Source organism: Devosia sp. (assembly GCF_034675085.1).
GTDB lineage: Bacteria > Pseudomonadota > Alphaproteobacteria > Rhizobiales > Devosiaceae > Devosia.
This window is the reverse complement of the sequence record NZ_JAUCDN010000004.1, coordinates 1-22364: the sequence shown is the minus strand read 5'-3', so window position 1 is coordinate 22364 and position 22364 is coordinate 1. Positions and strand designations below refer to the sequence as shown.

The 22364-nt window shown below is 60.8% G+C and carries 29 protein-coding genes; 26 read left to right on the top strand and 3 right to left on the bottom strand.

Going from position 1 to position 22364, the window contains the following annotated elements; translation table 11 throughout:
• The first annotated feature begins 7 nt into the window (after positions 1-7).
• The 17 genes from VDP82_RS00690 to VDP82_RS00610 all read left to right on the top strand — a co-directional run bounded on the left by VDP82_RS00690 (position 8) and on the right by VDP82_RS00610 (position 15291).
• Complete coding sequence (locus VDP82_RS00690; RefSeq protein WP_323012910.1) at positions 8-514, top strand: hypothetical protein; 507 nt, start codon at positions 8-10, stop codon at positions 512-514.
• A gap of 114 nt (positions 515-628) precedes the next feature.
• Entirely contained in the window at positions 629-886 is a 258-nt protein-coding gene (locus VDP82_RS00685) for a hypothetical protein (RefSeq protein ID WP_323012909.1), read from the top strand.
• 171 nt (positions 887-1057) lie between these two features.
• Complete coding sequence (locus VDP82_RS00680; protein WP_323012908.1) at positions 1058-1849, top strand: hypothetical protein; 792 nt, start codon at positions 1058-1060, stop codon at positions 1847-1849.
• A gap of 20 nt (positions 1850-1869) precedes the next feature.
• Complete coding sequence (locus VDP82_RS00675) at positions 1870-2115, top strand: hypothetical protein (protein WP_323012907.1); 246 nt, start codon at positions 1870-1872, stop codon at positions 2113-2115.
• Between the two features lie 14 nt (positions 2116-2129).
• A complete protein-coding gene (locus VDP82_RS00670) occupies positions 2130-2378 on the top strand; it encodes a spike base protein, RCAP_Rcc01079 family (protein WP_323012906.1) in 249 nt (82 codons plus the stop codon).
• Between the two features lie 144 nt (positions 2379-2522).
• On the top strand, positions 2523-2954 hold the full coding sequence (locus VDP82_RS00665) for a hypothetical protein (RefSeq protein ID WP_323012905.1): 432 nt from the start codon (positions 2523-2525) through the stop codon (positions 2952-2954).
• A complete protein-coding gene (locus tag VDP82_RS00660) occupies positions 2908-4188 on the top strand; it encodes a terminase large subunit domain-containing protein (protein ID WP_323012904.1) in 1281 nt (426 codons plus the stop codon). The genes VDP82_RS00665 and VDP82_RS00660 overlap by 47 nt, the downstream gene beginning before the upstream one ends.
• Positions 4189-4191: 3 nt before the next feature.
• A complete protein-coding gene (locus tag VDP82_RS00655) occupies positions 4192-6279 on the top strand; it encodes a portal protein (RefSeq protein ID WP_323012903.1) in 2088 nt (695 codons plus the stop codon).
• Between the two features lie 43 nt (positions 6280-6322).
• Positions 6323-7246, top strand: coding sequence for a hypothetical protein (locus VDP82_RS00650; protein WP_323012902.1), 924 nt, complete (start codon positions 6323-6325; stop codon positions 7244-7246).
• 21 nt (positions 7247-7267) lie between these two features.
• Positions 7268-8506 (top strand): P22 phage major capsid protein family protein, encoded by a 1239-nt coding sequence (locus VDP82_RS00645; RefSeq protein ID WP_323012901.1) that lies wholly within the window; start codon positions 7268-7270, stop codon positions 8504-8506.
• Between the two features lie 68 nt (positions 8507-8574).
• Positions 8575-9198 (top strand): hypothetical protein, encoded by a 624-nt coding sequence (locus VDP82_RS00640; RefSeq protein ID WP_323012900.1) that lies wholly within the window; start codon positions 8575-8577, stop codon positions 9196-9198.
• Positions 9199-9314: 116 nt separating this feature from the next.
• Positions 9315-10670, top strand: coding sequence for a hypothetical protein (locus VDP82_RS00635; RefSeq protein WP_323012899.1), 1356 nt, complete (start codon positions 9315-9317; stop codon positions 10668-10670).
• Positions 10667-11023 carry a hypothetical protein gene (locus VDP82_RS00630; protein ID WP_323012898.1) on the top strand — a complete coding sequence of 119 codons (357 nt, stop codon included), beginning with the start codon at positions 10667-10669 and terminating at the stop codon, positions 11021-11023. The genes VDP82_RS00635 and VDP82_RS00630 overlap by 4 nt, the downstream gene beginning before the upstream one ends.
• Before the next feature lie 59 nt (positions 11024-11082).
• Positions 11083-11442, top strand: coding sequence for a hypothetical protein (locus VDP82_RS00625; RefSeq protein WP_323012897.1), 360 nt, complete (start codon positions 11083-11085; stop codon positions 11440-11442).
• Position 11443: 1 nt separating this feature from the next.
• On the top strand, positions 11444-12163 hold the full coding sequence (locus VDP82_RS00620) for a hypothetical protein (protein ID WP_323012896.1): 720 nt from the start codon (positions 11444-11446) through the stop codon (positions 12161-12163).
• 9 nt (positions 12164-12172) lie between these two features.
• Positions 12173-13192 carry a hypothetical protein gene (locus tag VDP82_RS00615; protein WP_323012895.1) on the top strand — a complete coding sequence of 340 codons (1020 nt, stop codon included), beginning with the start codon at positions 12173-12175 and terminating at the stop codon, positions 13190-13192.
• Positions 13192-15291 carry a hypothetical protein gene (locus VDP82_RS00610; protein WP_323012894.1) on the top strand — a complete coding sequence of 700 codons (2100 nt, stop codon included), beginning with the start codon at positions 13192-13194 and terminating at the stop codon, positions 15289-15291. The genes VDP82_RS00615 and VDP82_RS00610 overlap by 1 nt, the downstream gene beginning before the upstream one ends.
• Here VDP82_RS00610 and VDP82_RS00605 read toward each other — a convergent pair.
• Entirely contained in the window at positions 15285-15440 is a 156-nt protein-coding gene (locus VDP82_RS00605; RefSeq protein WP_323012893.1) for a hypothetical protein, read from the bottom strand. The two genes, VDP82_RS00610 and VDP82_RS00605, sit on opposite strands and share 7 nt — an antisense overlap.
• Before the next feature lie 568 nt (positions 15441-16008).
• On the opposite strand from VDP82_RS00605, the gene VDP82_RS00600 reads away from it, so the two are divergent.
• Together VDP82_RS00600 and VDP82_RS00595 are read left to right on the top strand one after the other, a co-directional pair.
• Entirely contained in the window at positions 16009-16317 is a 309-nt protein-coding gene (locus VDP82_RS00600; protein ID WP_323012892.1) for a hypothetical protein, read from the top strand.
• Positions 16318-16337: 20 nt separating this feature from the next.
• Positions 16338-16481, top strand: a complete 144-nt coding sequence (locus VDP82_RS00595) for a hypothetical protein (protein ID WP_323012891.1) — start codon at positions 16338-16340, stop codon at positions 16479-16481.
• A 221-nt stretch (positions 16482-16702) separates the two neighbouring features.
• Here VDP82_RS00595 and VDP82_RS00590 read toward each other — a convergent pair whose 3' ends face one another.
• Positions 16703-16993, bottom strand: a complete 291-nt coding sequence (locus VDP82_RS00590; protein ID WP_323012890.1) for an Arc family DNA-binding protein — start codon at positions 16991-16993, stop codon at positions 16703-16705.
• A gap of 85 nt (positions 16994-17078) precedes the next feature.
• On the opposite strand from VDP82_RS00590, the gene VDP82_RS00585 reads away from it, so the two are divergent.
• From VDP82_RS00585 to VDP82_RS00575, 3 genes are read left to right on the top strand one after another with little or no spacing between them, the layout of a single operon-like run.
• Positions 17079-17291 carry an Arc family DNA-binding protein gene (locus VDP82_RS00585; protein WP_323012889.1) on the top strand — a complete coding sequence of 71 codons (213 nt, stop codon included), beginning with the start codon at positions 17079-17081 and terminating at the stop codon, positions 17289-17291.
• A complete protein-coding gene (locus VDP82_RS00580; protein ID WP_323012888.1) occupies positions 17284-17994 on the top strand; it encodes a phage regulatory protein/antirepressor Ant in 711 nt (236 codons plus the stop codon). Before VDP82_RS00585 ends, VDP82_RS00580 begins: the two co-directional genes overlap by 8 nt.
• Positions 17991-18236, top strand: coding sequence for a hypothetical protein (locus VDP82_RS00575; protein ID WP_323012887.1), 246 nt, complete (start codon positions 17991-17993; stop codon positions 18234-18236). Before VDP82_RS00580 ends, VDP82_RS00575 begins: the two co-directional genes overlap by 4 nt.
• Before the next feature lie 76 nt (positions 18237-18312).
• Here VDP82_RS00575 and VDP82_RS00570 read toward each other — a convergent pair whose 3' ends face one another.
• The gene (locus tag VDP82_RS00570; protein WP_323012886.1) at positions 18313-18642 is read right to left on the bottom strand and encodes a hypothetical protein; all 330 of its coding nucleotides are present in this window, start codon (positions 18640-18642) and stop codon (positions 18313-18315) included.
• A 1297-nt stretch (positions 18643-19939) separates the two neighbouring features.
• Between VDP82_RS00570 and VDP82_RS00565 the strand changes: the two genes are divergently transcribed.
• From VDP82_RS00565 to VDP82_RS00550, 4 genes are read left to right on the top strand one after another with little or no spacing between them, the layout of a single operon-like run.
• A complete protein-coding gene (locus VDP82_RS00565) occupies positions 19940-20743 on the top strand; it encodes a hypothetical protein (RefSeq protein ID WP_323012885.1) in 804 nt (267 codons plus the stop codon).
• Positions 20744-20771: 28 nt separating this feature from the next.
• Positions 20772-21368 (top strand): lysozyme, encoded by a 597-nt coding sequence (locus VDP82_RS00560; protein WP_323012884.1) that lies wholly within the window; start codon positions 20772-20774, stop codon positions 21366-21368.
• A 2-nt stretch (positions 21369-21370) separates the two neighbouring features.
• Complete coding sequence (locus VDP82_RS00555) at positions 21371-21727, top strand: hypothetical protein (protein ID WP_323012883.1); 357 nt, start codon at positions 21371-21373, stop codon at positions 21725-21727.
• Between the two features lie 55 nt (positions 21728-21782).
• Entirely contained in the window at positions 21783-22001 is a 219-nt protein-coding gene (locus VDP82_RS00550) for a hypothetical protein (protein ID WP_323012882.1), read from the top strand.
• The last annotated feature ends 363 nt before the right edge of the window (positions 22002-22364 follow it).

Here is a 22364-nt window from a genome sequence, read left to right as displayed (position 1 = left end):
AGACATCATGAAGCGGCTGGTCGGCATGCACGACAAGGACGAACGTGAAGCGATGCGCCCCGGCATCGAGGCGCGGCATCGGCATTATGGATTGGATCCCAGGATCGGGAAGGATCAAATGGCAGGATCATTCGTTGGCAGGCTCGCCATGTCTGGCGAAATCACGCAGCAGCAGTACGAGGCCGCGGTGCGCTATTGTGAGGTGTATCAGGAGATGCAGGCCACTGTCGGCGGCCCAAAGCCCTCGGGCGCGGTGAACCTCAACGCCACTCGGGGCATGCCGGCGCCGGAGAATGTCGAGCGCTCGAAGAAGGCATTGGCTGACTGGCGTGCCGCGGTCGCCGCCGTGCAGGAGCGCCAAAACGAGGTCAGGGCAGGCGGGGCGCTGATCGCCGCGCTGGACTACTGCGTTCTCCGGGATGAATCGCACACGCACATGATTGGCTGGATGCGCGAAGGGCTCAACGCTCTGGCCCGGCACTTCAAGATTGGGGACAAGCGCAAGGCCGCTTGACGTTTATCAGCAAATCAGTCAGAGTTTTTACGCTAAGGCGTAAACCGCCGAAAATAGAGCCCGCCGTGCGCGGGCTTTTTGTTGCCTGCACCCCAGCATCGAAAGGACTGCTCCATGCGCATTTTCCCGCGCCTGTTCGCTATCGTCCTTGCGGCCCTGTTCTGGCCTATCACCGCCGCCATCTCGGCAGTGGAGCGGCACGTCTGGCCCAAGCTCGAAGCCCACGACATTCTCGACCTGACCCATGCTGTCCATGCCACCGGCGCCGCCCAGGAGTCGGCACGAAGTCGGTTCTCCGCCTTCGTTATGCGGCTACTCGACCACGACCTCTACGTCGCCGGCCATTTCGACCCGGGGCGAAGTCTGGTCTAGCCACACTTGATTGATTTCGGTCGGGCGCTTCGGCGCTCGGCCTGTTCACCCAACTATTGCAGAAAGCGCAATGGTTCGATGAGCAGGTTCAGGCTCCTTTGCGGGGGGGCCTTTTTTATTTCAGCCCTCCGGTTCTGCCGAGGGGCTTTTCTATTGCGGGAGCTCAGCACAATGATGCTTGCAAACGCTCTTGCGCTCGGAGCGATAAGGCGAGGTGGCGGGGGTGCATCCTACGACCCGGACGCCGAGGCCCTCTTCGCCCGCTTTACCACTCCACCGACGCAAGGGCGCAAAGGCCTTATCAACACGCTCATCGTAGCGCTGAAGGGCGCGGGGGTGTGGAGCAAGCTCGATGTGCTCTGGCTGGCCGGCGCCGACGCCCAGGCAACGCGCCGCAACTGGATTGCCGACCAGTATAATCTGGGCGCGGTTTCGTCACCGGTGTTTACCATAGATCGTGGCTATCAGGGCGACGGATCGGCGGGCTATCTCTCGACCAGCTTCAACCCCTCAACCGCCGTAAGTGCGAAATTCACCCGCAACAGCGCCTCCATCTTCCTCTGGTCTCGCACCGATGTGGACAACCAGCAGGCGATGGGCAACGGCAACACGGTGCTTGTGCCGCGCTCGTCTGTGGATGCGACCTGCCGGGTGAACAATGCCGGGACCGCGACGGCCAGCACCGGCGGCCAGTCTCGGGACGCCCTGGGCTATTTTAGCGCCATTCGGAGCGGGGCCAGCAATGAGCGCCTGCGCCGGGGCGGCGTGACGATTGCCACCAGATCGGACGCCGCTTCGTCGGCGCCAGATAACAGCGAACTGACCTTCCTGCGCCGCAACACATTCTATTCCACGCTTCAGCTTGCGGCGGGTGGATTTGGCGCGGCCCTCACCGATGCCGAGGACGGGGCTCTGTGCGCCGCCATCACCGATTATCTTCAGGCCATAGGAGCCGCAGCATGACCGTTCAAGCATGGATTTTGATGACCATCGAGCAGAAGGCGGCCGCGATCCTTCTCGATGATGAAGAGGTCATGCTTGGCCCGCGCGAAATCGAGAACCCCTTGGCCAATAATCTTGGGCTGGGTGTCTTGGTCGGCATGTGGGTCGCGCCGGCGCGCCTGCTCAATGACCCTGACTATCAGCGCTGGGTTCCGACCATGGGCGGCCTGCCCATTCATGTGCTCGACAGCGAGACCTTGTTCCCGCCTGTCTCGACTGAAATCTGACCAGGAGGCTGGAAATGGCCAACCGAGTAGAAGCGCAGTCTGTGGGTCGCATGGTCCTGGTCACGCCCAGCGACACCACCCGAATGGAGCCAACTGTCGGATTGGCAGTCAACGCCGATGGCGATGTCAACGTGCAATGCGTCGGTATGGTGGCCCCGGTTGTTCGGTCGGTTGTCGCTGGTGTCGACTATCCGTGGCGGGCGATCGCCGTTTATGCCACCAGCACCACCGCTACCGGCATCGTCGCGCTGTATCAGGACTAAAGCGCTCGCGCCGGTAGAACAAAACTATCGCGCAACCCGTGCGATGACCGGCCCATGTGTCAGAATACACGGGGTTCCAAGAACTGAAATTCCAACTTTCATCGAGCGACCAAGCGGGAACGCAGTCGCGAGAGGGGTTTAGCCATGGCGGCGCTCAAGAACGCCAGACACGAACGATTTGCGCAGGGCCTCGCTAGCGGCAAAACGGCGGAAGAAGCCTACGTCGAGGCGGGCTTCAGGCCCAATCGGGGCAATGCCGCCCGCTTGAAAGCAAATGAAAGCATACGGGCCCGCGCCAAAGAACTCACCGAGCGGGCCGCCGAAGGCGTGGTCCTCACCAGGCAATGGGTGCTGGAGCAGCTGGCCGATAATGCGGCTAAAGCCAAAAAGGTTGGCGATTTTGGTCCGAGCAACAAAGCGATTGAGCTGATCGGCAAGCACCTCGGCATGTTCGCTGGATCGGGCGGAGATGACGATGAAACGCCGCCAAGCCTCAATATCGATATTACGGTGCGGGACGCTGTAGGCGATGTCCGCATCACTAAGCCTGAGCAAACCGCAACAGATATTTCTTAGCGGGCTCAATACCAAGTTCAGGAGCTATGTCGGCGGGTTCGGCTCGGGCAAGACTTTTGTCGGCTGTTTGGACCTGCTGATCTTCGCCGGCCGCCATCCTGGCGTTGCTCAAGGCTATTTCGCCCCAACCTATCGGGATATTCGAGACACGTTCTGGCCCACCATTGAGGAGGCGGGCGAATTGCTCGGCTTCCGCTGCGTGGTGCGACGGGCGGACAAGGAGGTCCATCTTTATCGCGGCAAACACTATTACGGCGTGATCATCTGCCGCTCGATGGACGATCCCGGCGGAATCGTCGGGTTCAAGATTGCCCGGGCGTTGGTGGACGAGATCGACATTCTGCCGATCGACAAGGCAACGGCCGCGTGGCGCAAGATCATCGCTCGCCTGCGCGTAGTGATCTCCGGCGTGGTCAACGGCATCGGTGTCACGACGACGCCAGAGGGTTTCAAGTTCGTCTACCAGACGTTCAAGGCGGCGGGGAACGCCGACTATTCCATGGTGCAGGCCAGCACCTACGAGAACGAGACCTATCTTCCGCCCGACTATATCCAGTCGCTTCGGGACAGCTATCCGCAGGAATTGATCGACGCCTATCTGATGGGCGAATTCGTCAACCTCACCAGCGGGACGGTCTACCGAAACTATCGGCGCGAGGATTGCCGGTCGGCTGAGACGATCAAGGACGGCGAGCCGCTGCATATCGGCCAAGACTTCAACGTCAATGACATGGCCTCGGTGGTTTTCGTGGAGCGCGGCGACGCCTGGCATGCGGTTGCAGAGTTGGCCGGCATTCTCGATACGCCTGCGCTGATCGAGGCCGTCAATAACAAGTGGCCCAATCGGGTCATCAACATTTACCCCGACGCCTCGGGCAACTCGCGCAAAACCGTCAATGCGTCGGTGTCAGACCTGACCTTGCTGCGGTCGGCAGGTTTCAAGGTCTTTGCGCGGGAAACCAATCCGCCCGTCAAGGATCGCATTCTGGCGGTGAACGCTGGCTACACCAAGGGCCGGCTCAAGGTGAACGACAAGGCCTGTCCCAAATTCGCGGAAGCGCAGGAACAGCAGGCCTACGACAAGAACGGCGAGCCCGACAAAAAGACCGGCCACGACCATCATAACGACGCCGCCGGGTACTTCGTGCATTGGAAAATGCCGGTGCTGCGGCCCAGGAAAATCATTGATCCAGCCTCTCGCATTCGTCCCGGCGAGGGGGCCTGGTTGGGGTAGCTCATGGCCAAGACCGACAGCAAAGACGACATCCTCGCCGCCGGCAAAAAGGCCTTCACCCTGTGTGAGGACCGCGCCAGCGACAACCGCCAAGCCTACAAGGATGATATTCTGTTCGTCCGCGCCCGCGAGCAGTGGCCGGAAGCCATTCGCAAGCAACGCGAGGCTGAGCAGCGCCCCTGTCTGACCATCGACAAGCTTGGACCTGTCATCCGGCAGGTGGTCAACGATAGCAGGCAGAACAAGCCATCGATCAAGGTGCATCCGGTCGACAGCAACAGCGATCCCGAGACCGCAGAGATCATCAACGGTCTCATTCGCAACATCGAATACACTAGCAATGCCGATGTGGCTTATGACACAGCCGTTGAATGCGCGGTTGGAGGTGGGTTTGGCTATATCCGCGTCGGGTTGGATTATGCCTACGACGATACCTTTGACCTCGACATTCGGATCGAGCGCGTTGCCAACCCGCTGAGCGTCTATCCCGACCCTCATTCCACGGCGGCCGATAGCTCGGACTGGAATGACGCCTTTGTGGTGGATCGGCTGAGCCGCGAGGCCTTCAAAGAGCAATATCCCAGGGCCACAGCGACCGATTGGGATAGTGACGCGTGGAACGATAGCGGTGACTGGCTCGATAGCGACGGGGTGATGGTTGCCGAGTGGTGGCACCGCGAAACCTACGACAAGACCATCGTCAAAACCACGGCTGGCCAGATTTATGACGAGAAGGATCTGACGGACGATCCTGATCTTGCGTTTGGAGTGGAGGCGGGCCTGTTGGTTCTGGCCACCGATAAGCTCGGCCAGCCGATCCGGCGCGTGGTGAAGTGCTATCGCGTGATCCAGCGCATCATGACTGGCGCCGAAATCCTGTCCGAACGTGAATGGCCCGGCCAGTATATCCCCATTGCGCCGGTTTATGGCGATGAGTTCTGGATCGACGGCAAGCGCTATCTGCGGTCCCTCATCAATGGGGCCAAGGACGCCCAGCAGATGCAGAATTTCTGGCGCACGGCGGGAACGGAGCTTGTCGCACTTGCGCCGCGCGTCCCCTATATCGGGGAGGAAGGGGCGTTCGATGTTAGCCCGGAGAAATGGAGCACGGCGAACACCAAGAGCCACCCGTTTCTTGAATACGCCCAAGGCACCCAGGCGCCGAAGCGTCAGCCGCTCGACAGCGGCGTGGCCGCCGGCTCGATGCAGGAAGCGCTCAACGCCTCTGATGACATCAAGGCCATCACCGGCATTTATGACGCCTCTCTGGGCGCGCGGTCGAACGAAACCAGCGGCAGGGCCATCATTGCGCGCCAGCGCCAGGGCGATAATTCGACGTTCCATTTCATCGACAACCTGGCTCGCGCCATTCGACACACTGGCCGGATCATCATTGACTTGATCCCGCATGTGTATGACGCGCCGCGCATTGTCAGGGTCATTGGCGAGGATGGCTCGCATCACCCGCAGCCGGTGAACCAGCAAGCCCCATTGATCGACAGAGAAACCGGCGCACCCAAGCAGGACGAGCAGGGCCAGGCGATCATGGCCATCCATGACCTGACCGTAGGCAAATACGACCTGACCGTCTCGACGGGGCCAAATTATCAGACCATGCGGCAGGAAACGGCCGAGCAGATGATGCAGCTCATTCAGGCTTATCCTGATGCCGCGCCGCTCATTGGCGACATTCTGGTCAAATCGCTGGATTGGCAGGGCGCAGACGAGATTGCAGAGCGTTTGAAAAAGATGCTGCCGGCCCAGATCAAGGGCGAGCAGCATATCCCGCCCGAAATCCAGCAGGCCATTGAGCAAGGCAAGCAGATCATCGACCAACTCACGGCTGAAATCGAAAAGCTGAAGGCTGGCGGGCAGGCGGCCATGGCCAAGATTGAAGCCGACAAGCAAGCCAAGGCTGCACAGCTCGCATCCGACCAAGAAATGACCATGGCTGAAATCGCCAGCCGCGAAGCCATTGCTCAAGCCGAAATAGATTCGCGCGAGCGCATCGCCGTCGCGACTGCTGAAGCCAACGCTCGCCAACGCGTCATTGCCGCCGGTGTCGCCGCCAATACCCCGCAGCCGGGTTAAGTATCTCCACCTCGCACCAACCAAAATCAGGAGTGCAACGTCTATGTCCGACGAACAGGAACCTATTGTCGCGCCCGAACTGCCCGAACCGGCAGCAATCGCACCCGCAGTAGAGCCCGAAACCGAAGCCCCGGAACTGGCGACCGATGTCGGCGGCGATGAGGCGCCGGAACCCGAGGATAGCGGCGACGGCGGAGAGCCAGCTGAGCCCGAGTATGTCACGCTCGAGCGCAACGGCAAGCAGTACCAGGTCCCCAAGGAGCTTGAGGGTGAATTCCTCATGCAGGGGGATTACACCAAGAAAACGCAGACGGTCGCTGAAAAGGCCAAGGCACTGGAGGCCCGCGAGGCGGCGCTTGTCCAGCAAGCCGAGGCCACGGATGCTGAACTCGATGCGCGCGCCACGCTGAAAGGCGTGAACGCACAGCTGGCCGAATATGCCAAGCTGACCCCTGCCGATTGGCAGGCCCACATGCAGACCGATCCGCTGGGCACCCAGCAGCACCGGATGCAATTTGAAGACCTGAAGGCCCAGAAAGCTGAGCTTGAGGGCATCGTCAACAACGCCAGCAACGAACGGACTGAGAAAGCGCAGCAAGACCTTGCCAAGCGCGTTCAGGAAACCCTTGAAGCTGCCCCTACTATCATCCCCGGCCTGACTGCCGAAACGCGCGGACCTGCTATCGACAAGCTGGTCGCCTTTGCAACCTCCGAGGGCATCCCGGAGCAAGTGCTGAAGGCGAACTGGAGCCCTGTGCTTCTTGGCTTGTTGCACAAGGCCCATATCGGCGCCCAGGCCATCGCAAAACAGGCCGCTCCCAAGGCGCCGCCCAAAGCTCCCGTCACGCCTCTGGTCACTGTGAAAACCGGTTCCAGCCCAACGGCTTCCAAGTCGCTGGCTGACCTAGCCGATTCCGATGACATGGAGGCCTATGCGGCGGCGCGGGCGGCCGGGAAAAAGCGGTAACCCCTTCAAGGAACCCCAGAAATGGCAAACACCACCCTTACCGCGAGTATCATCGCGGCCGAGGCCATCACCATTCTCGACAATGAGCTGGTTATGGCCAAGCAGGTTTTTCGTGGCTACGAAAACGAATTCGACAAGAAGATCAACGGCTATACGGTTGGCGAGGAAATCTCCATCCGCAAGCCGACCGACTTCACCGTCCGCACCAATGCCACTATGGCGGTGCAGGATGTCACCGAAGGCAAGACCACCATTAAGGTGGATCAGCGTCGCGGTGTCGATTTCGAGTTCACCAGCCAGGACTTGACCCTCAAGATTGGCGACCTCTCCGAGCGCGTCATCAAGCCGGCCATGGTTCAGCTCGCCAACTCCATCGACACCTACCTGATGGGCCTCTATCGTGATGTCTATAACTGGGTCGGCACTCCCGGACAGGTCATCAACTCCTATGCCGACTTCGCCCTGGCGCCGGAACGCATGGACGAGTATGCCGTGCCGTCCGAGCGGTCTTCCGTCCTGTCTCCGCAGGATCATTGGGGCTTGCTTGGCTCCCAGACTGCGCTCTATATGAGCGACGTGGCCAAGGGTGCCTATCGCAAGGGCTCCCTTGGTGAAATCGGCGGCGTCGATACCTTCATGTCGCAGAACGTGCCGACCCATATCGTCGGCGTGGCCACCGGTACGCCGCTGGTCAACGGCGCCAATCAGGACACCACCTATGCTCTGACCAAGGACACCGGCACCCAAACGCTGGTGACCAAGGGCTGGACCAATAGCGTCACCGGCATCCTCAAGGCTGGCGACGTGTTTACAATTGGTGGTGTTTACGCGGTCAACCCGGTGACCAAGGCCACGCTGCCGTTCCTCAAGCAGTTCGTGGTGGTGGCCGACGCCAATTCTGGCGCGTCGACTGGCCCCGCCACTCTGACCATCGCCCCGGCCATGATCGCCTCCGGTGCGTTCAAGAACGTGTCGGCAGGCCCGGCAGACAACGCGCCTATCACCGTGATGGGTACTGGCGGCACCGGCTATCGTCAGAACCTCGCGTTCCACCGGAACGCGTTTGCTCTGGTCGCCGTGCCGATGGTCTCGCCTCCGGGCGCCGTCGATGTGGCCCGCAAGAGCTACAAGGGCCTGAACGTCCGCGTGATCCCCGTCTATGACGGCACGAACGACAAGAGCGCCTGGCGCTTGGACGTGCTGTTCGGTGGCAAGACCATCGACCCCCGCCTGGCCGTGCGTATGTCCGGCAGCGCCTGACAATCCGGCCGGATTAAACACCGCCGGGGGCTTACGAGCCCCTGGCGCCTCTCTTCTAGGGGTTGTCCATGTCCAATTATGCAGAACTTCAGGCTCAAGCGCTCGATTTTATGGAGCGCCAGGGGCAGGCCGGGAAGGCTGCGGACTGGATCGCGCTTGCAGAAGCGCGGCTCAACCGAAAGCTGGGGGCAGTTGAAACCGACGCGCTAATCACTGGCGTCATCGGTTCGCGCTCGATCAATGTATCATCTCTGGCCATGGTGCAGCCGATAGCGCTGTATCTCGCCGTGGCCGGAAATGATGAATTGCCGATCCTGCCGAGAGCGGAGGGAACATTCCCCTACCGCGCAACGCCCGGGGCACCCCAGATCTGGGCCGTGAACAGCAACGACATCACGTTCGATTGCCCGGTGGATCAGAGCTACCCGTTCAGGCTCCGCTTCCGGCAGCGGTTCGCCCTTGCCACCAGCAACACGAACTGGCTGCTGGCCAATCACCCCGACCTCTATCTCGCCGCCACCATCATGTGGGGCGCCGGTTACAATGAGGATTGGAATGGAGGGTCGATCTGGAAAGGCCTTCTCGATGAAGGGCTGCGCGAGGTTCGAAGCGAGATTGCCAAAAACAAGATATCTGTAGCCACGCTTGATCCCGCGCTAGGCATGTTTGGACGGGGCGGAGGCGCGCGCTGATGCAGTTCCCATTCGGCCCTCTCGCGCCCGACCGCACGGCCGGAACGCCTAGCATTTGCATGGTTGCAAGCAATGTCCTGCCCAAGGCCATGGGGTACGGCCCTCGGGCGCAATTGGTGACGGTCGAGACCGCAGATGCGCTACCGGGCGAGCCGCGCGGCATGATTACCTGTCTCAAGCGCGACGGCTCAACTGTAGTTTTCGGCCTTACGGTCGATGCGCTCTATCGGTTGGGTGTCGATTTTACATGGACTGCCGTCGAAACGGGGTTCAACTGTACCAGCGGCGACGATTGGTCATGCATTCAGTTTGGCAATTTTCTGCTGTTCACCAACACCAGCGATGGTCTTTGGGCCTATGATATGGAGAGCGGCAGTGCCCCGACATATATCCCTGAAGCAGGTGATCCACGCGAAATCGAAGTCATTGCGAACATGGTGTTTGCTTTCGACTGCAAGGACGACCAGGGGGACCGCAACAACCGCCTGATCCGCAATAGCGATTTCAACAATCATCTGGAATGGGCCAAGCGCGCGGCAGACCAGCAGCCGCTTGAGACGGGCGGCGAGCTTCGTGGCGGGTTCAATTTGCGCAATGGCGCAGCGGTCATCGTGCAGGCCACGGCGATGCGTCTGTTGCAGTTCGGCAATGCTGGCGGCGGGGCGCTCTATTCCTTGCAGGAGATCAGCCTTGAGCGCGGTGCTGTGGGGCGGAAATCCTGCGTGGCTTTTGACGGGGTGCTCTATGGCATTTCCACCAATGGGTATTTCCGGTTCTCGCTCAGCGCCGGCCTGGAAATGATCGGCGCGCATTTCATCGATGAGCAATTGCTGTCCCGCGTTGGCCTGGCGGATTTGGCGAAGGTTCAGGGCGCAATCGACCCGGCCCGGAAAATCGTGCTGTGGCGATATCCCGACAAGGGCGCTGCCGATCCAAATCGCACTTCGGCGCTATACGGCTATCGCTGGGATACTCCAGAAAATCCCTGGTTCACCTGGGATGAGGAAATTACCTATCTCAGCCGCGTGGCAACGGCGGGCTATACGCTGGAAGACCTCGACGCCTTCGGCACGGTGGACAGCATCACCATTTCTTGGGACGACAGGTTTTGGCAGGGTGGCCAGCAGGTCTTTGCCGCGCTCGGCCCGGACCTGAAATACGCAACATTCTCCGGCCCCAATGCTGCGGCGCGCATCGTCACGTCCACCCAGAACAGCCCGATTTCGACGCTGATCGGCTGGGCTACGCCCATTGACGACTGCCCCAACTCAATGCTGGCCCTGGGCGTGGCCGATGCGCTCTCGGACGCGTTGGCTTGGAAGCCGGGCGCGGCGAAGGTTTCCGGTGGTCGGGTGGGGTTGCGGGGCAGGGGGCTCAATATCGCCTTTGACTGGTCGGCACCGGCCGGGGCCACCTGGTCCTTTGTCCATGGCGTGGACCATATCAAGGCGGCCGGAGGCGGGCCAAAATGAGCTACACCGTCAATGGTGGGGCAATCCTCACCGAGTGCATCAGTCTCAGCGATGACACGCCGACCGACCTTATGACCGCCTCGGGCAAGACGCTCATTGTGGCGCTTTATGTGGCTGAAACAGGCGGCGGCACCCCAAGCGTTACCATCGAGAAATTCAGCGGCGCAATGTCGTGCCATTTGCTCAAGGACAAGGCTTTGCAGGCCGGCGAACTGATGCTTCTGGACATTCTGATCAACTTCAAGACCGGAGACATTCTCCGCGTCACCGGTTCTCCAGGCGGCTCCATGGACGTCTGGGTATCGTATCTGGCGGGTGATAAGACCGCGCTGGGATCGCCCGGCTGGCGCTGATGCAGGTCACATTGCTGGACACGGCCCAGATCGACCGGAATTGGGACGTGATAGCCGAAATGCTGGCGCCGGCGCTGGCACATGACCCGGATTTCAGCATGGAGACGCTTTACGGGCGGCTGCTGGATCGCACCTCCTTGCTGTTTTTCGGCAATGAGGGCGCCAACGGGCTACTTGTGGTCTCGGTCGATGATGAAGACGGCGACCTGATCGCATGGACCACGGCCATAGCCGGGCGGATCGAGGGCGGCCCCAAGGCCCGGCTGGCACGGATGCGACAGGGCATCAGGGCGATTGAGGACGTGGCCCGAATTGCCGGGTGCAAGGCGCATCGGATTTGCGGGCGGAATTACGCCCGGATTTTCCCAGATTATCAGCCCATCAAGGGCTTTCGGAACGGTTTGGAAAAGAGGCTCTGACATGGGCGGCGGTGGCACAACTACGACTTCCTCGAGCAGCGGCCTGAACAGCCCCTCGCTCAACAGCGCTGTGGATCTGATCGGGCGTCAGCTCAGCGGCAGTTTGGACCAGGGCTCGAAGGTCTTTGACCAGTCGCTCTATCCGGGCCTGTCCAGCCAGACGCAGGCCGGCGTGTCGGGGCTGACCAGCAATCCGAACAATTCGATCTTTTCTCAAGGCATCTCCGACACTCTGCGCGGCCAGGCCGATATTGCAGCCGGGAACGTCCAGAATGATGCGCTGAGACAACGGGCGCTGGATGACGCACTGACAGCCAGCAATTCGGTATTCACCGCTTCCGGGCGGTTCGGCTCTGGTTCCCACGCCACTAATCTGGCGGAGGGGGCAACCAATGCACTGGCCGGGCTCGACTATCAGCGACAGCACCAGGCCATCCAGAACCTTCCGGGGCTCTACCAGGCATCGATGCTCCCGGCTTCGGCGCAGCTTCAGGCGGGTCAGATCATGGATGCCGACGCGCTCGCAGCCCGCCAAGGGGAGGCAGACCTGTTCGACCGCCTCAATAACCGCACATGGAACGATCTGGCGCGCGGCACGAGCATTCTGGCGGGAACGGCGCCAAGCGCAGGGACGACAAATACGCAAACCCAAAGCCAGCAAACGCCTTGGTGGCAAACGCCGCTCCAAATCGGCGGCTCTATTTTTGGGGCGTTGTTCTAGGAGCATATCATGGCTGATTTTAAACCCCAGCGTATCGGCCAGTTTCTCGGCCTTGGCGATAACCCGCTCTATCAGGCGTTCAATGCGAACCGAAACGCCTTTATCGGCGGCTTTTCGAGCATGGGTGAGGACCCGCTAAACCCATGGAAGGGCTTCGGGGCCGGCTTTCAGCGCGGGGCAGATGTTGACATGGAGCAGGCAAAGCTTGCCCAGCAGCAGGAACAGCAGAACGCCACCACCGAGTGGCTCCGGGCTAACTATCCGCAATATGCCGACCTGCCCCCCGCCCAGGGCTGGCAAGCGGCCATGGCCGATCTGTCGCGGGCACAGAGTGGAGCAAATCAGGAATCGTTCTTCGGCAATATCGTCCCCATGCAGGACGAGAGCGGAAATGTCGTTCTCGGGCAGGCCAGCAACCGTGGCAACTGGCAACCTTTGCAGGGAGCCCAAGGCTATACACCCGCGCCGACGACAAAGCAGATCGATACCGGAACGGAAATCATCACGCAGGACGTTTACGGCAACGAGCTTTTCCGTACTCCCAAGCAGAACCAGCAAGCGGCGTTCGATACCGCGACCGGCGCAGGGCTCGGAAAGTCGAACGCAGAAAATATAGCAGCCTACGAGAGCATGGAAAGCAAGATGCCGGGGCTCCGCAACGTCATAGGCGAACTTGGCGAGCTCGCAAAGACGGCGACCTATACGCGTTCGGGGCAGCTTATCGACGCCGGCATGCGAGAGCTTGGGATGGAGCCGAGTGAAGCGGCTATTGCCCGTACCCGGTATATCGCCATCGTGGATAACCAGGTTCTCCCACTGCTGCGCGATACGTTTGGCGCCGCTTTTACGGTGCAGGAGGGGGAAAGCCTGCGGGCTACTCTGGGCGATCCGAACAAGTCGCCCGCCGAAAAGCAAGCGGTGCTCGAATCGTTTATCGCCCAGAAAGAGCGCGACGTCGCTGCCATGCGCAGCCGCATCCCCGGACAGGGCGGGCAGACCTCCGGCGGGCTTCAGTGGAGCATCGAATAATGGCGACATTGAACATCGGGGGGCAGCGGGTGAAGGTCAGCGATGACTTTCTGCGCATGTCCCCGGAACAGCAGAATGCGGCGGTCGAGGAAATCGCAGCGTCTCTAGGTGGGCGGCCCGATGCTTACGATGCCGCTCTTGCGGATGCGTCTGCGCGCAGCCAGGCGCTGCAATTCAACCCCAATGCACCAAAGGAGGCGGGGCGTCCTGATCTGATGGGCGCGACGGCTGCAACACTAGGTGGCTTGGTCAATGGAATCCCCGTGCTCGGCCCGATGGTCCAGAATACGTCTGATGCTCTTATCGGGGCGGGATCGCAGCTGATGGGCGGCAATTACGGCGAAACGGTGCGAGGCCTGCAAGAGCGCCGCGCCCAGCTGTCCGAGGCCAACCCGGTTGCCGATATTGCTGGCAATCTCGCCGGCGGTCTGGGGGCCTATGGCGGCCTCGCTAAAACCGCAGGCGGTGCGGCGGCGCTGGGTCTTGAGGGCAGTCTTGGCGCCCGGATCGGCAATTCGGCGGCTTCGGGCGCGGCGATCTCGGGGGCGGATGCTGCGTTCAAGGGCGGAACTGCGAATGATATTCTGACTAATGCCGCTTATGGTGGCGGAATCGGGGCTGTTACCCCTCCTATTGCGTCCGGGCTCGGACTCGCGGCCAGGGCTATCGGGTCGAAAGTTGCCCCGACCATTGCTGGCGCGATTCGGCCCGCCGAGGAGGCATCCCGCCGCACCGGGCAGGTGTTCGCCCGTGATATGCAGGTCAACCCCGGCGGCATGTTCAATGCCGCCGATGAGGCCTTGGCGCGCCAGGCCGGAATTCCGCTGATGAATGTGGACCGGGGCGGCGAAACCGCCCGGGCCTTGGCGCGGTCGGTGGCGAACCAGAACCCGGAAGCTCGGTCGATCATCACCAAAGCGGCGGATGAGCGGTTCGAGAGCCAGGGCCTTCGGGCGATTGATTTCATCAAGCGGCTAACCGGTGGTGCGGTGGATGATCTGGGCTATCAGAAGTCGATCCGGGAGGTGGCCAAGATGGTCAACAAGCCTCGGTACGATGCCGCATTCAACCATCCGCAGGCTCAGAACGTCTTCACCGCAGACTTGCAGGAGTTGATGCAGTCCCCAGCCATCCAGCGCGCCATCACAATGACGCAGGGCCGAGGGAAAGACCTCGCCGCTATCGATGGCTTTGTGCCGGTGCAAAACCCGTTCCGGCAGGGCCAGGATGGCGTCTGGCGCCTGGTGCAGAAGGCCAATGGCACCTTGGCGGTTCCGAACCTGCAATTCTGGGATCAGGTCAAGCGCAATCTGGATGGCATGATTGGTGTGGCCCAGCGCGGCGGCGACAATACCGAGTTGTCCATTCTGACGCAGCTCAAGAACAAGCTTGTTGGCAGTCTCGACGGTGCAGTCCCGCAATATCGGACTGCCCGGCAGGGCGCAGCTTCATTCTTCGACGCCGAGGATGCTCTTGAGGCCGGCAAGAAATTTGCCACCCAGCCGCGAAACGTACCCGAGGCGCGGAAAGCCTTTGAGGCCTTCAATCCAACCGAAAAGCAGGCGTTTCAGACGGGCTATGCGTCCGAATTGATTGATCGTATTCGCTCAACCCGCGACCGCGTGAACGTCATCAATCAGGTGTTCGGCAGCCAGTCGAGCCGCGAAATGGCGGAACTGGTCTTCGGCCCGACCAGGGCCCGGCAGTTGGAGGCCTATGTTCGGGTTGAAGGCCTTGCGGATGCGATTCGCGGGGCGCTGGGCAATTCAACGACTGCCCGGCAGCTTGTAGAGCTCGGTATCGGCACTGGCGTGGGCGGTGCTGCTGGCTTCGGCATTTCAGGAGGCAATTTCGGGACCGCTATTCAAGGCGCTGCGCTCGGTGCCGGGGCGGCCGGCGCTCGCGCCCTAGGGCAAAGGATCGACGCCAAGGTCATGCAGGAAGTCGCCCGCATATTGACCAGCCGCGACCCCAAAGACCTGCAAAAGGCCATCTACAACGCCTCGATGAGCCCCACATGGATGGAGGCTATCAGGACAATGGAACAGCAGTTGCAGATCGGGACGCGGGCGGCGCTTGTGCCATCCGCCGGTCAATAACCGACGAATTGCGCGAAGAAGTGGGAAAGGCCTAGCGGGTCGGTGGTTTTCAACCACCACCCTAGCGGCAGTAGGATCGCCGCCGCCAGGACATAGCCCAGCCAGTCGTAGAAGTCGGGTTTGCGCGGGTCTTGGTCGATTTCGGGCATCAACGTCTAATACCACAACCTACCTGCCGTAGGCTATATCCGATGCCTCGCAACCGATTCCATCCCCGTCTGCGTCGAGCCCGTAAGGGTCGTATGCGCCAACATGGACCGGACCCCGAACATAGAGCGGGCCATCTCCACGCCCGCCCAGGCAGTCATAGTCTGTCCCCGAGCTTGCTGGGGCCGAATAGCCGCCTCCGCCGCCATTCGCGGCAATCACTCCAACCGCCGCGACAGTGCCGACAAGCGCGACGGCTGCAATAGCAGTGTTCTGCTGGCTGATCTTTGTCTGGCAACTCTCGATTGTCATGCCGCGACGGACCAGCTCTGCGGCGACGTCTTTCCGAAATGACGCGTCTTTCGTTTCGAAAACCGCGCGGCAAAGCGCCGTTACATCTTGCTTTGCCGGGTTCTCATAGAAAGCCTTCGGCGCAGTTGCACAGCCAGAAAGCGCCGCTGCAAGCGCGACTATTGTCGTTATGTGTTTCATCTTGCCCCACCCATAGTCCCTAAGAAATCGTTACCGGGAGATTTGGAGGAAGTCTATACGGACATGAAGGAGACAATCGTGACTAAACCGAACATGACGACTGCATGGCTTCGGGAGCGAGGGTTCAATGATCTTGTCGGCAAAATCGAAGCCGGCGAGCTATCCGTTGAGGATGCGTGGATCACTGCAATGCGCCATCTCTCGACCAAGGCGCTGAGCTATTCGCCGCTGCCCACCGGCATCATCGAGAAATTTGGGCACGAATGCTCCGCACCATCTCAAGAAGCCGGGACATATGTTTCTGGTATTCGTCGGCTGCTGCGTCGGATAAGGCGGCTCCTAGGCTTGGGAAGGTCTAGGTGCCATCCACGCGTCACAATCCACTAAGGACATAGGAGACTATTACCATGAGCGATATCGAAATTCGACTGGCATGCTTGAACCTGGCGGCAGATATCTGCAAGGGCCGCAACGACGAAGATGTGCTGGCCCTTGCAGACCGGCTTTACAACTTTATCGTGAACGGCGCAGCGGCTCCTTCACCGCGATAATGCACTCGGCATAGGTGTCCAGAATCCATTTGCGATCCGGCTTGTCATCGAAAGTCACTCCTGCGTGGGTGTTTTTCTTTTCTGCGTACGCAACTTCCAAGAACAACTTGTACGCAACTTCCTCCGGCGAGTTCTCTCCGATATGCACGACTGGCTTATCTGCCATTTGATCCCTCATTTGTTGACGGTGGATCATTGCGCGGGAGAGGCAGGGAGTCGAGTCAGTCCTTAGAGGGCCTCTCGCGCTTCTTTTTATAGCGGTCCAGCGTCTTGAAAATGGCCAAGACCATTTCTTTGGCCTCGTCTTCCGACACTCCTAGTCCGCCGAAATCTTCAGCCGTGTCTTCTTGGCCGTCCTTGTCAGGAAAATAGTCTTCCATTTTGAGCGTCTCTTGGAGACGATAGACGATTTCGGCGTTGATCGACCTGCCATTGGCTTTTGCTTCATCACGGATGCGCGCGTGCATCTCGGGAGGCAGCCGTAGGCGGAAATGTGCATCTTCGGTGGACATGCCGCAGATATGACGCACTTTTTGGTTGACCGCTATGACGCAATTTGCGTTATATAAATGACGCAAATTGCGTTATGAGGTAAACATGAGTCGAGATGACGGCCATTTCCGCCTTCGCATCCCCAATGATGTGAAAAGGTGGGTCAAGGCCAGTGCTGAACAGAATATGCGGTCGATTACCGCTGAAATCATCTTCACCCTCAAGGAGAAGATGGAAAAGGCAGCGGGGGACGAGATTGGCGTCATGGCCCCCGCTGCGCACATCAACCAAGGAAGTGGAAGTTCCTCAGATGAATGAAATTATCAATACCACGGTGCCGGCCACCATGACCACCCGCGAGATTGCGGAGCTGTGCGACAAGCGCCACGCGGACGTGATGCGCGACTGCCGGACCATGTTTGACGCGCTGGAAATCGGTGAAAGCAATTTTGCGTTCACCTACACCGACAGCCAAAACAAGGAACGCGCCGAGTACCGGCTCCCCCGCGATCTGACCATGACGCTCATCACCGGCTACAGCATCCCGCTTCGGAAGAAGGTCCTTGACCGGCTCGATGAATTGGAGCGCCGACAAGCCGACCCCGCCTCGTTCCTTAACGATCCCGCCGCCATGCGCGGTTTGCTCCTGACCTATACGGAGAAGGTTCTGACGCTGGAAGCCAGAGTGGGCGAGCTGGAGCCGGCAAAGGAAGCCTTGGACCGGATTTCCGAGGCTGATGGTAGCCTTTGCGTTACCGATGCTGCCAAGGCGCTCCAAATGCGGCCCAAAGATTTGTTCTCTTGGCTCCGCACGAATGGCTGGATCTATCGCCGCCCTGGTACGTCGCATGACTTGGGCTACCAGTCCAAGACCACTGCGGGCCTGCTGGAGCACAAGATCACCACCGTTTATCGGGCGGATGGCAGCGAGAAGATCACTGAGCAGGTTCGCGTCACTCCGAAGGGTCTCGCTCGCTTGGCGGCGCTCATCAAGACGGCTATCGGGAGGGCGGCGGCATGAATAAGCCCTTCGGTGGCGTCACGTCCGCAGATGATATCGTGACCAGCGTTCGCGCCCGCCTCTATGTGATTGCGGCCCTTGTCGAAATGGTCGAGCGGTGCAGCGACCACAATTTTCGCAACTGCGAAGAAGAAGCCACGGTGCTGACGGCAGAAATCAACGCCAAGGTCATGGCATTCCTGGATGAATGCGCACAGTTTTTGGAACGAAGTGACAAAGCGAACACGGTCGAAGCTGCTTGACCAACCAGGCCGCTAAACCTTCAAGGCTCCCTCGCGGGGGCCTTTTTCTATGGGAAATTAAATGGCAAGCAATGACCTAATCAATACCATCATTGCCGAAGCCGGTGGCGAGGGCGAAGCGGGGATCATCGCCGCAACATGGGCCATTGCCCAGCGCGCCGCCGCCCATGGCCAGACCATGGATCAGGTTATCAGGTCCGGCTTTGATGGATTTTCCAATCCTGGCAGCGGGGCGATCCGGGCGCAGCAGAACCAAGGCCTGCGCCGCCAGGTCGAGAGCATCATCCAGGGCGTCCAGCAGGGCACGATCCCCAACCCCGTCCCCGGCGCCGATCATTTCCTTTCCGGCACCGTCATGCCTTCTTGGGCGCGCGGCATGGATCTTGTCGATACCATCGGCGGTCACCGATTCTATGCGTCGGGTAATGTTCCCATGAGCGCGCAAGGTCTCCCTGTCCCACCTGCCGAATTGCCTGAGGTCGCCACTGCGCGCGATGTGGTTCCGCCAGCGCCGCCCGTTCCGGCCACTATGTCGCCCACGACTTCTGCCCTGCGCAATTTGCAGCCGGCGTCGACGGACGTAGCGTCACTATATGCGGGCATTTACCCCGCTACCGCGCGTGACCCCATCACAACCTCGGATCTGTTCTCGGGCCCTGGTATTGCCGAAACCGTCCAACGCACCCAGGCACAGCAAGACCCGGCCTTGGCGAGCGCCCTGCAATCCTACATCACCCGCTCGCAGGCCCCGCAGCTATCCTCTGGACCTATTTCGTATGCGGGGCAGGAGAGGGGCGGCGGCCTCTCGGCTCCGGCGACACGCGCCGTCACGCCAATGCCGGTTGGTGCGCCTCAGAGCTATGCGGGGCAGGAGGGTGGCAGATCATCCTCGCCCACTGTTCCGATGCCCCTCCCTCGGCCTGTAACGGCTAGCGATATCGCCCGGGCGGAAGGGACAACGGTCGCGAGCATCCCGTCCACCTATGCCAATCCGGCCGCCACCCCGGTGCGCCTGCCTGAACTGCCTGCTGCCGGCTCGAGCGGAATCGGCCAGTCTCCTGCGACCCGAGCGGTTCAATCTGTTCCGATGCCTGCCCAGCCGTCAGCGGCGACGGACACGGCCCGGCGCGCTACGGCAGCGGAAATCCGTGCGGATAACGGGCAGGTCGTTCCAAGGGTAGGCGTGGCCCAGCAGGTTGCGGCGCCGGCTGGGAGCTTCAACCCGCCCCTGTCCTCTCAGAACACCGGCATAACCGCCTCGGATCGCGTTCGTGCCGCGCAGGCACCGGCAACGCAACAGCGCCTTGCTGCAGGAGTGGCTCAGCCGGCTCCGGTTGAAGGAATTGTCGGGCCTCAGCAGGTCGCGCAGATTGGTGTGGGGCTGGATGGCACCAGAGGGCTGCCAGCTTTAGTTCCACCTGTGCCCATGCCGCCCTATCGTGCTGTTGCCTCCAACTTGTCGGTCCTGCCGCCCCTGCCTCGCGCCAGGCCGGTTCGGGCCGCGCCGATGCCTCCGCTTCCGATTGCCCGGCCAATGCAGGCAGCTGCCATGCCGTCGCTACGCCTCCCGTCTCCGCTCAGAGTTTTGGTGAACGGCGCCAATGAGGTCATGCAAGCCATGTCCACGCCTCGTCAGCAAACCTCGGCGGTTCAGGCTTTCCGCGACCAAGGGATGAGCGCCGCGCAGGCCTATGACGCCGCAAATGCCGCCGCTGCGCAGCGAGCGCGAGACAACGCGGGGCCGGCTGGTGGATCGCAGGTCTATTCATCCGGCGGCCAACGATACGACCGAACGACCGGCAACTGGGTTTAAAAGGAGCCAAGCCATGGCAAGGAACTCCGTCCCCGAGTGGGACGAAACCGCCTCCGAAAATAAGGATATCGGCGGGACGAATATCGATGAAGGCTGTTCGCCTTCCGGCATCAATGATGCCATCCGCAAGGTAATGGCTCAGCTTAAGACCTTCTTCAAATCGTCGGCGTTCCGTCTTTGGGATGACACCGACAGCACCAAGCGCCTGGCCTTCGACCTTTCCGACCTAACCACCGCCACCACGCGCACGCTAACAGTTCAGGACAAGGATGGAACGATTGCCCTGGCAACCCACGATCTGGACGAGAAATCCACCATCGTTTCGGACGACGAGGTTGCCGGTGCGGACAGCGAAGACAGCTATGCTCAAAAGCGCTGGAAATGGTCGACGCTGACCAACGCACTGACGGGCCTGTTCTTTGAGATCCATCCAGGGACCAACGGATGGCTGCGGATATTCAGCTTCTATCTTCAGTGGGGTATTGCGAACGTCGCTGCGCCCAATGCCGTGAATTTGCCAACCACCTTCCCGAACGGCACATTTTTCGGCCTAGCCTCAGCAGGAACCGCCGCCAGTGGCCAGATTGCGACCTGCGTAGGCCTCTCGACCACCCAGATCACCTTGCAGCAGATCAAGGGCAATACTGACACCTATGTCAGCGGAGCAGTTGGCTGGGTAGCCGGCGGCTACTGAATTCCATTCCACATCACAGGAGGCCGAAATGGCCATAAACAGTGCCGCCCTCGCGCTTATCAAAGAGCACGAGGGGCTGAGGCTCGACGCCTATCCCGACCCCGCTCACGGCTGGTCCGTGCCGACGATCGGTTACGGCCACACTTCTGCGGCCGGCGCGCCCATCGTCCTGAAAGGCATGCGCATCACGGCCAAGGAGGCCGAGGCAATCCTGAAACGCGATCTGGCCGCCGTCGAGGCCGATGTGCTCCAGCAGGTCAAGGTGCCGCTCAACGCCAACCAGTTCGGGGCGCTGGTGTCCTTCACCTTCAATCTGGGATCGGGCAACCTGCGCAAGTCCACGCTGCTCAAGCGGCTGAACGCCGGAGCTTATCAGGATGCGGCGGCGCAATTCGGCCTGTGGATCAACGCGGCGGGCAAACCGCTTCCCGGCCTCATCAAGCGCCGGGAGGCCGAGCGGATGCTGTTCCTGACGCCCACGGCGGCGGCCGCACCGCAGCAACCCAGCACGCCACCCGGCTCAGCGCCGCCCGAACGGGGCAGGGCTCCCGCCATCATCATCACCGCAATCGTCCTGGCCGCCCTCGCAGCGGCCTTTTTCTTGATCTTCAACGTGAGGTTCTGACCATGTTTCAAAATGTCATCATCGGCTGGCTGATGCGCCGGGCTCTGGAAATCGGCGGCATCGTCGGGGCAGGGCTCACCGCCTGGAACAATCTGCCTCCGGCCACCCAGGAGGCCATTCTGTCCATTCTGGGCCACAACTGGCAGTCCATCACGCTTGGGGCCTTGGCGCCCATCGCTGTGAGCCTGTGGGGTTACGTCTGGTCGGCGCTGAGCACGTTCAAGCCGCAGGTTGTCATCGATGGCAAGCAGGTGCCCATGCCGCGCATCCCGGACGCCACCCGGACCCTGGTGGAAGAAAGTGCCAGAACCGCCGCTGCCCAGCCTCGCACCCTCTGGGAACGACTGACCGGCAAATAGCTTCGGGCGGCTCCGGCCACTCGCCTCTCCCACCCCTATTCGAGCAGGGCGCATCATGCACAGAGATATCAGCACCATCACCGGCGCCACCACCGGCACGGCGGGGGTAACCTTCCCATGGTGGGGTCAACTGCTCGACGCGGCCACCACGGCCAATCAACTGGTGGTTGGGCTGCTCGGTATGGTGGTGCTCATCCTCACCGTGCGAAAGCTGTGGCTGGAAAATCAGGTGGCCAGCAGGAGGCTTCGGGATATGGGCGATGGCCGGCCCTGACCTCGTCTGCCCGCACCACGGCGTCCCGCCGGACTGGAATTGGACGCCCTATAGGCTGGCCGGACGTCTCTCCATCGTGTTCCGATTCCCATGCTGTGATTACACGGTGCAGGTGAATGGGCTTCCGGTGCCGGGGATTCATAGGTCGCTGGACGTGAACAGGCCGTGAATCTCGTGTGCCGCTGGTGTGCCACTTCTTCCTGCCCGTTCCTGCCATGTTCCGGTTTGAAGCTGCACGAACTTGCACGGCAGGCTTTCTATATCTCTTTGCCTATTGCGCTTTTTCTCGGTTTCCCGTACTTCGGAAATCAGGACACCTCGCCCTAACGCGAGGCGCATAGGCCTGGGAGGGCCGCTTGATAT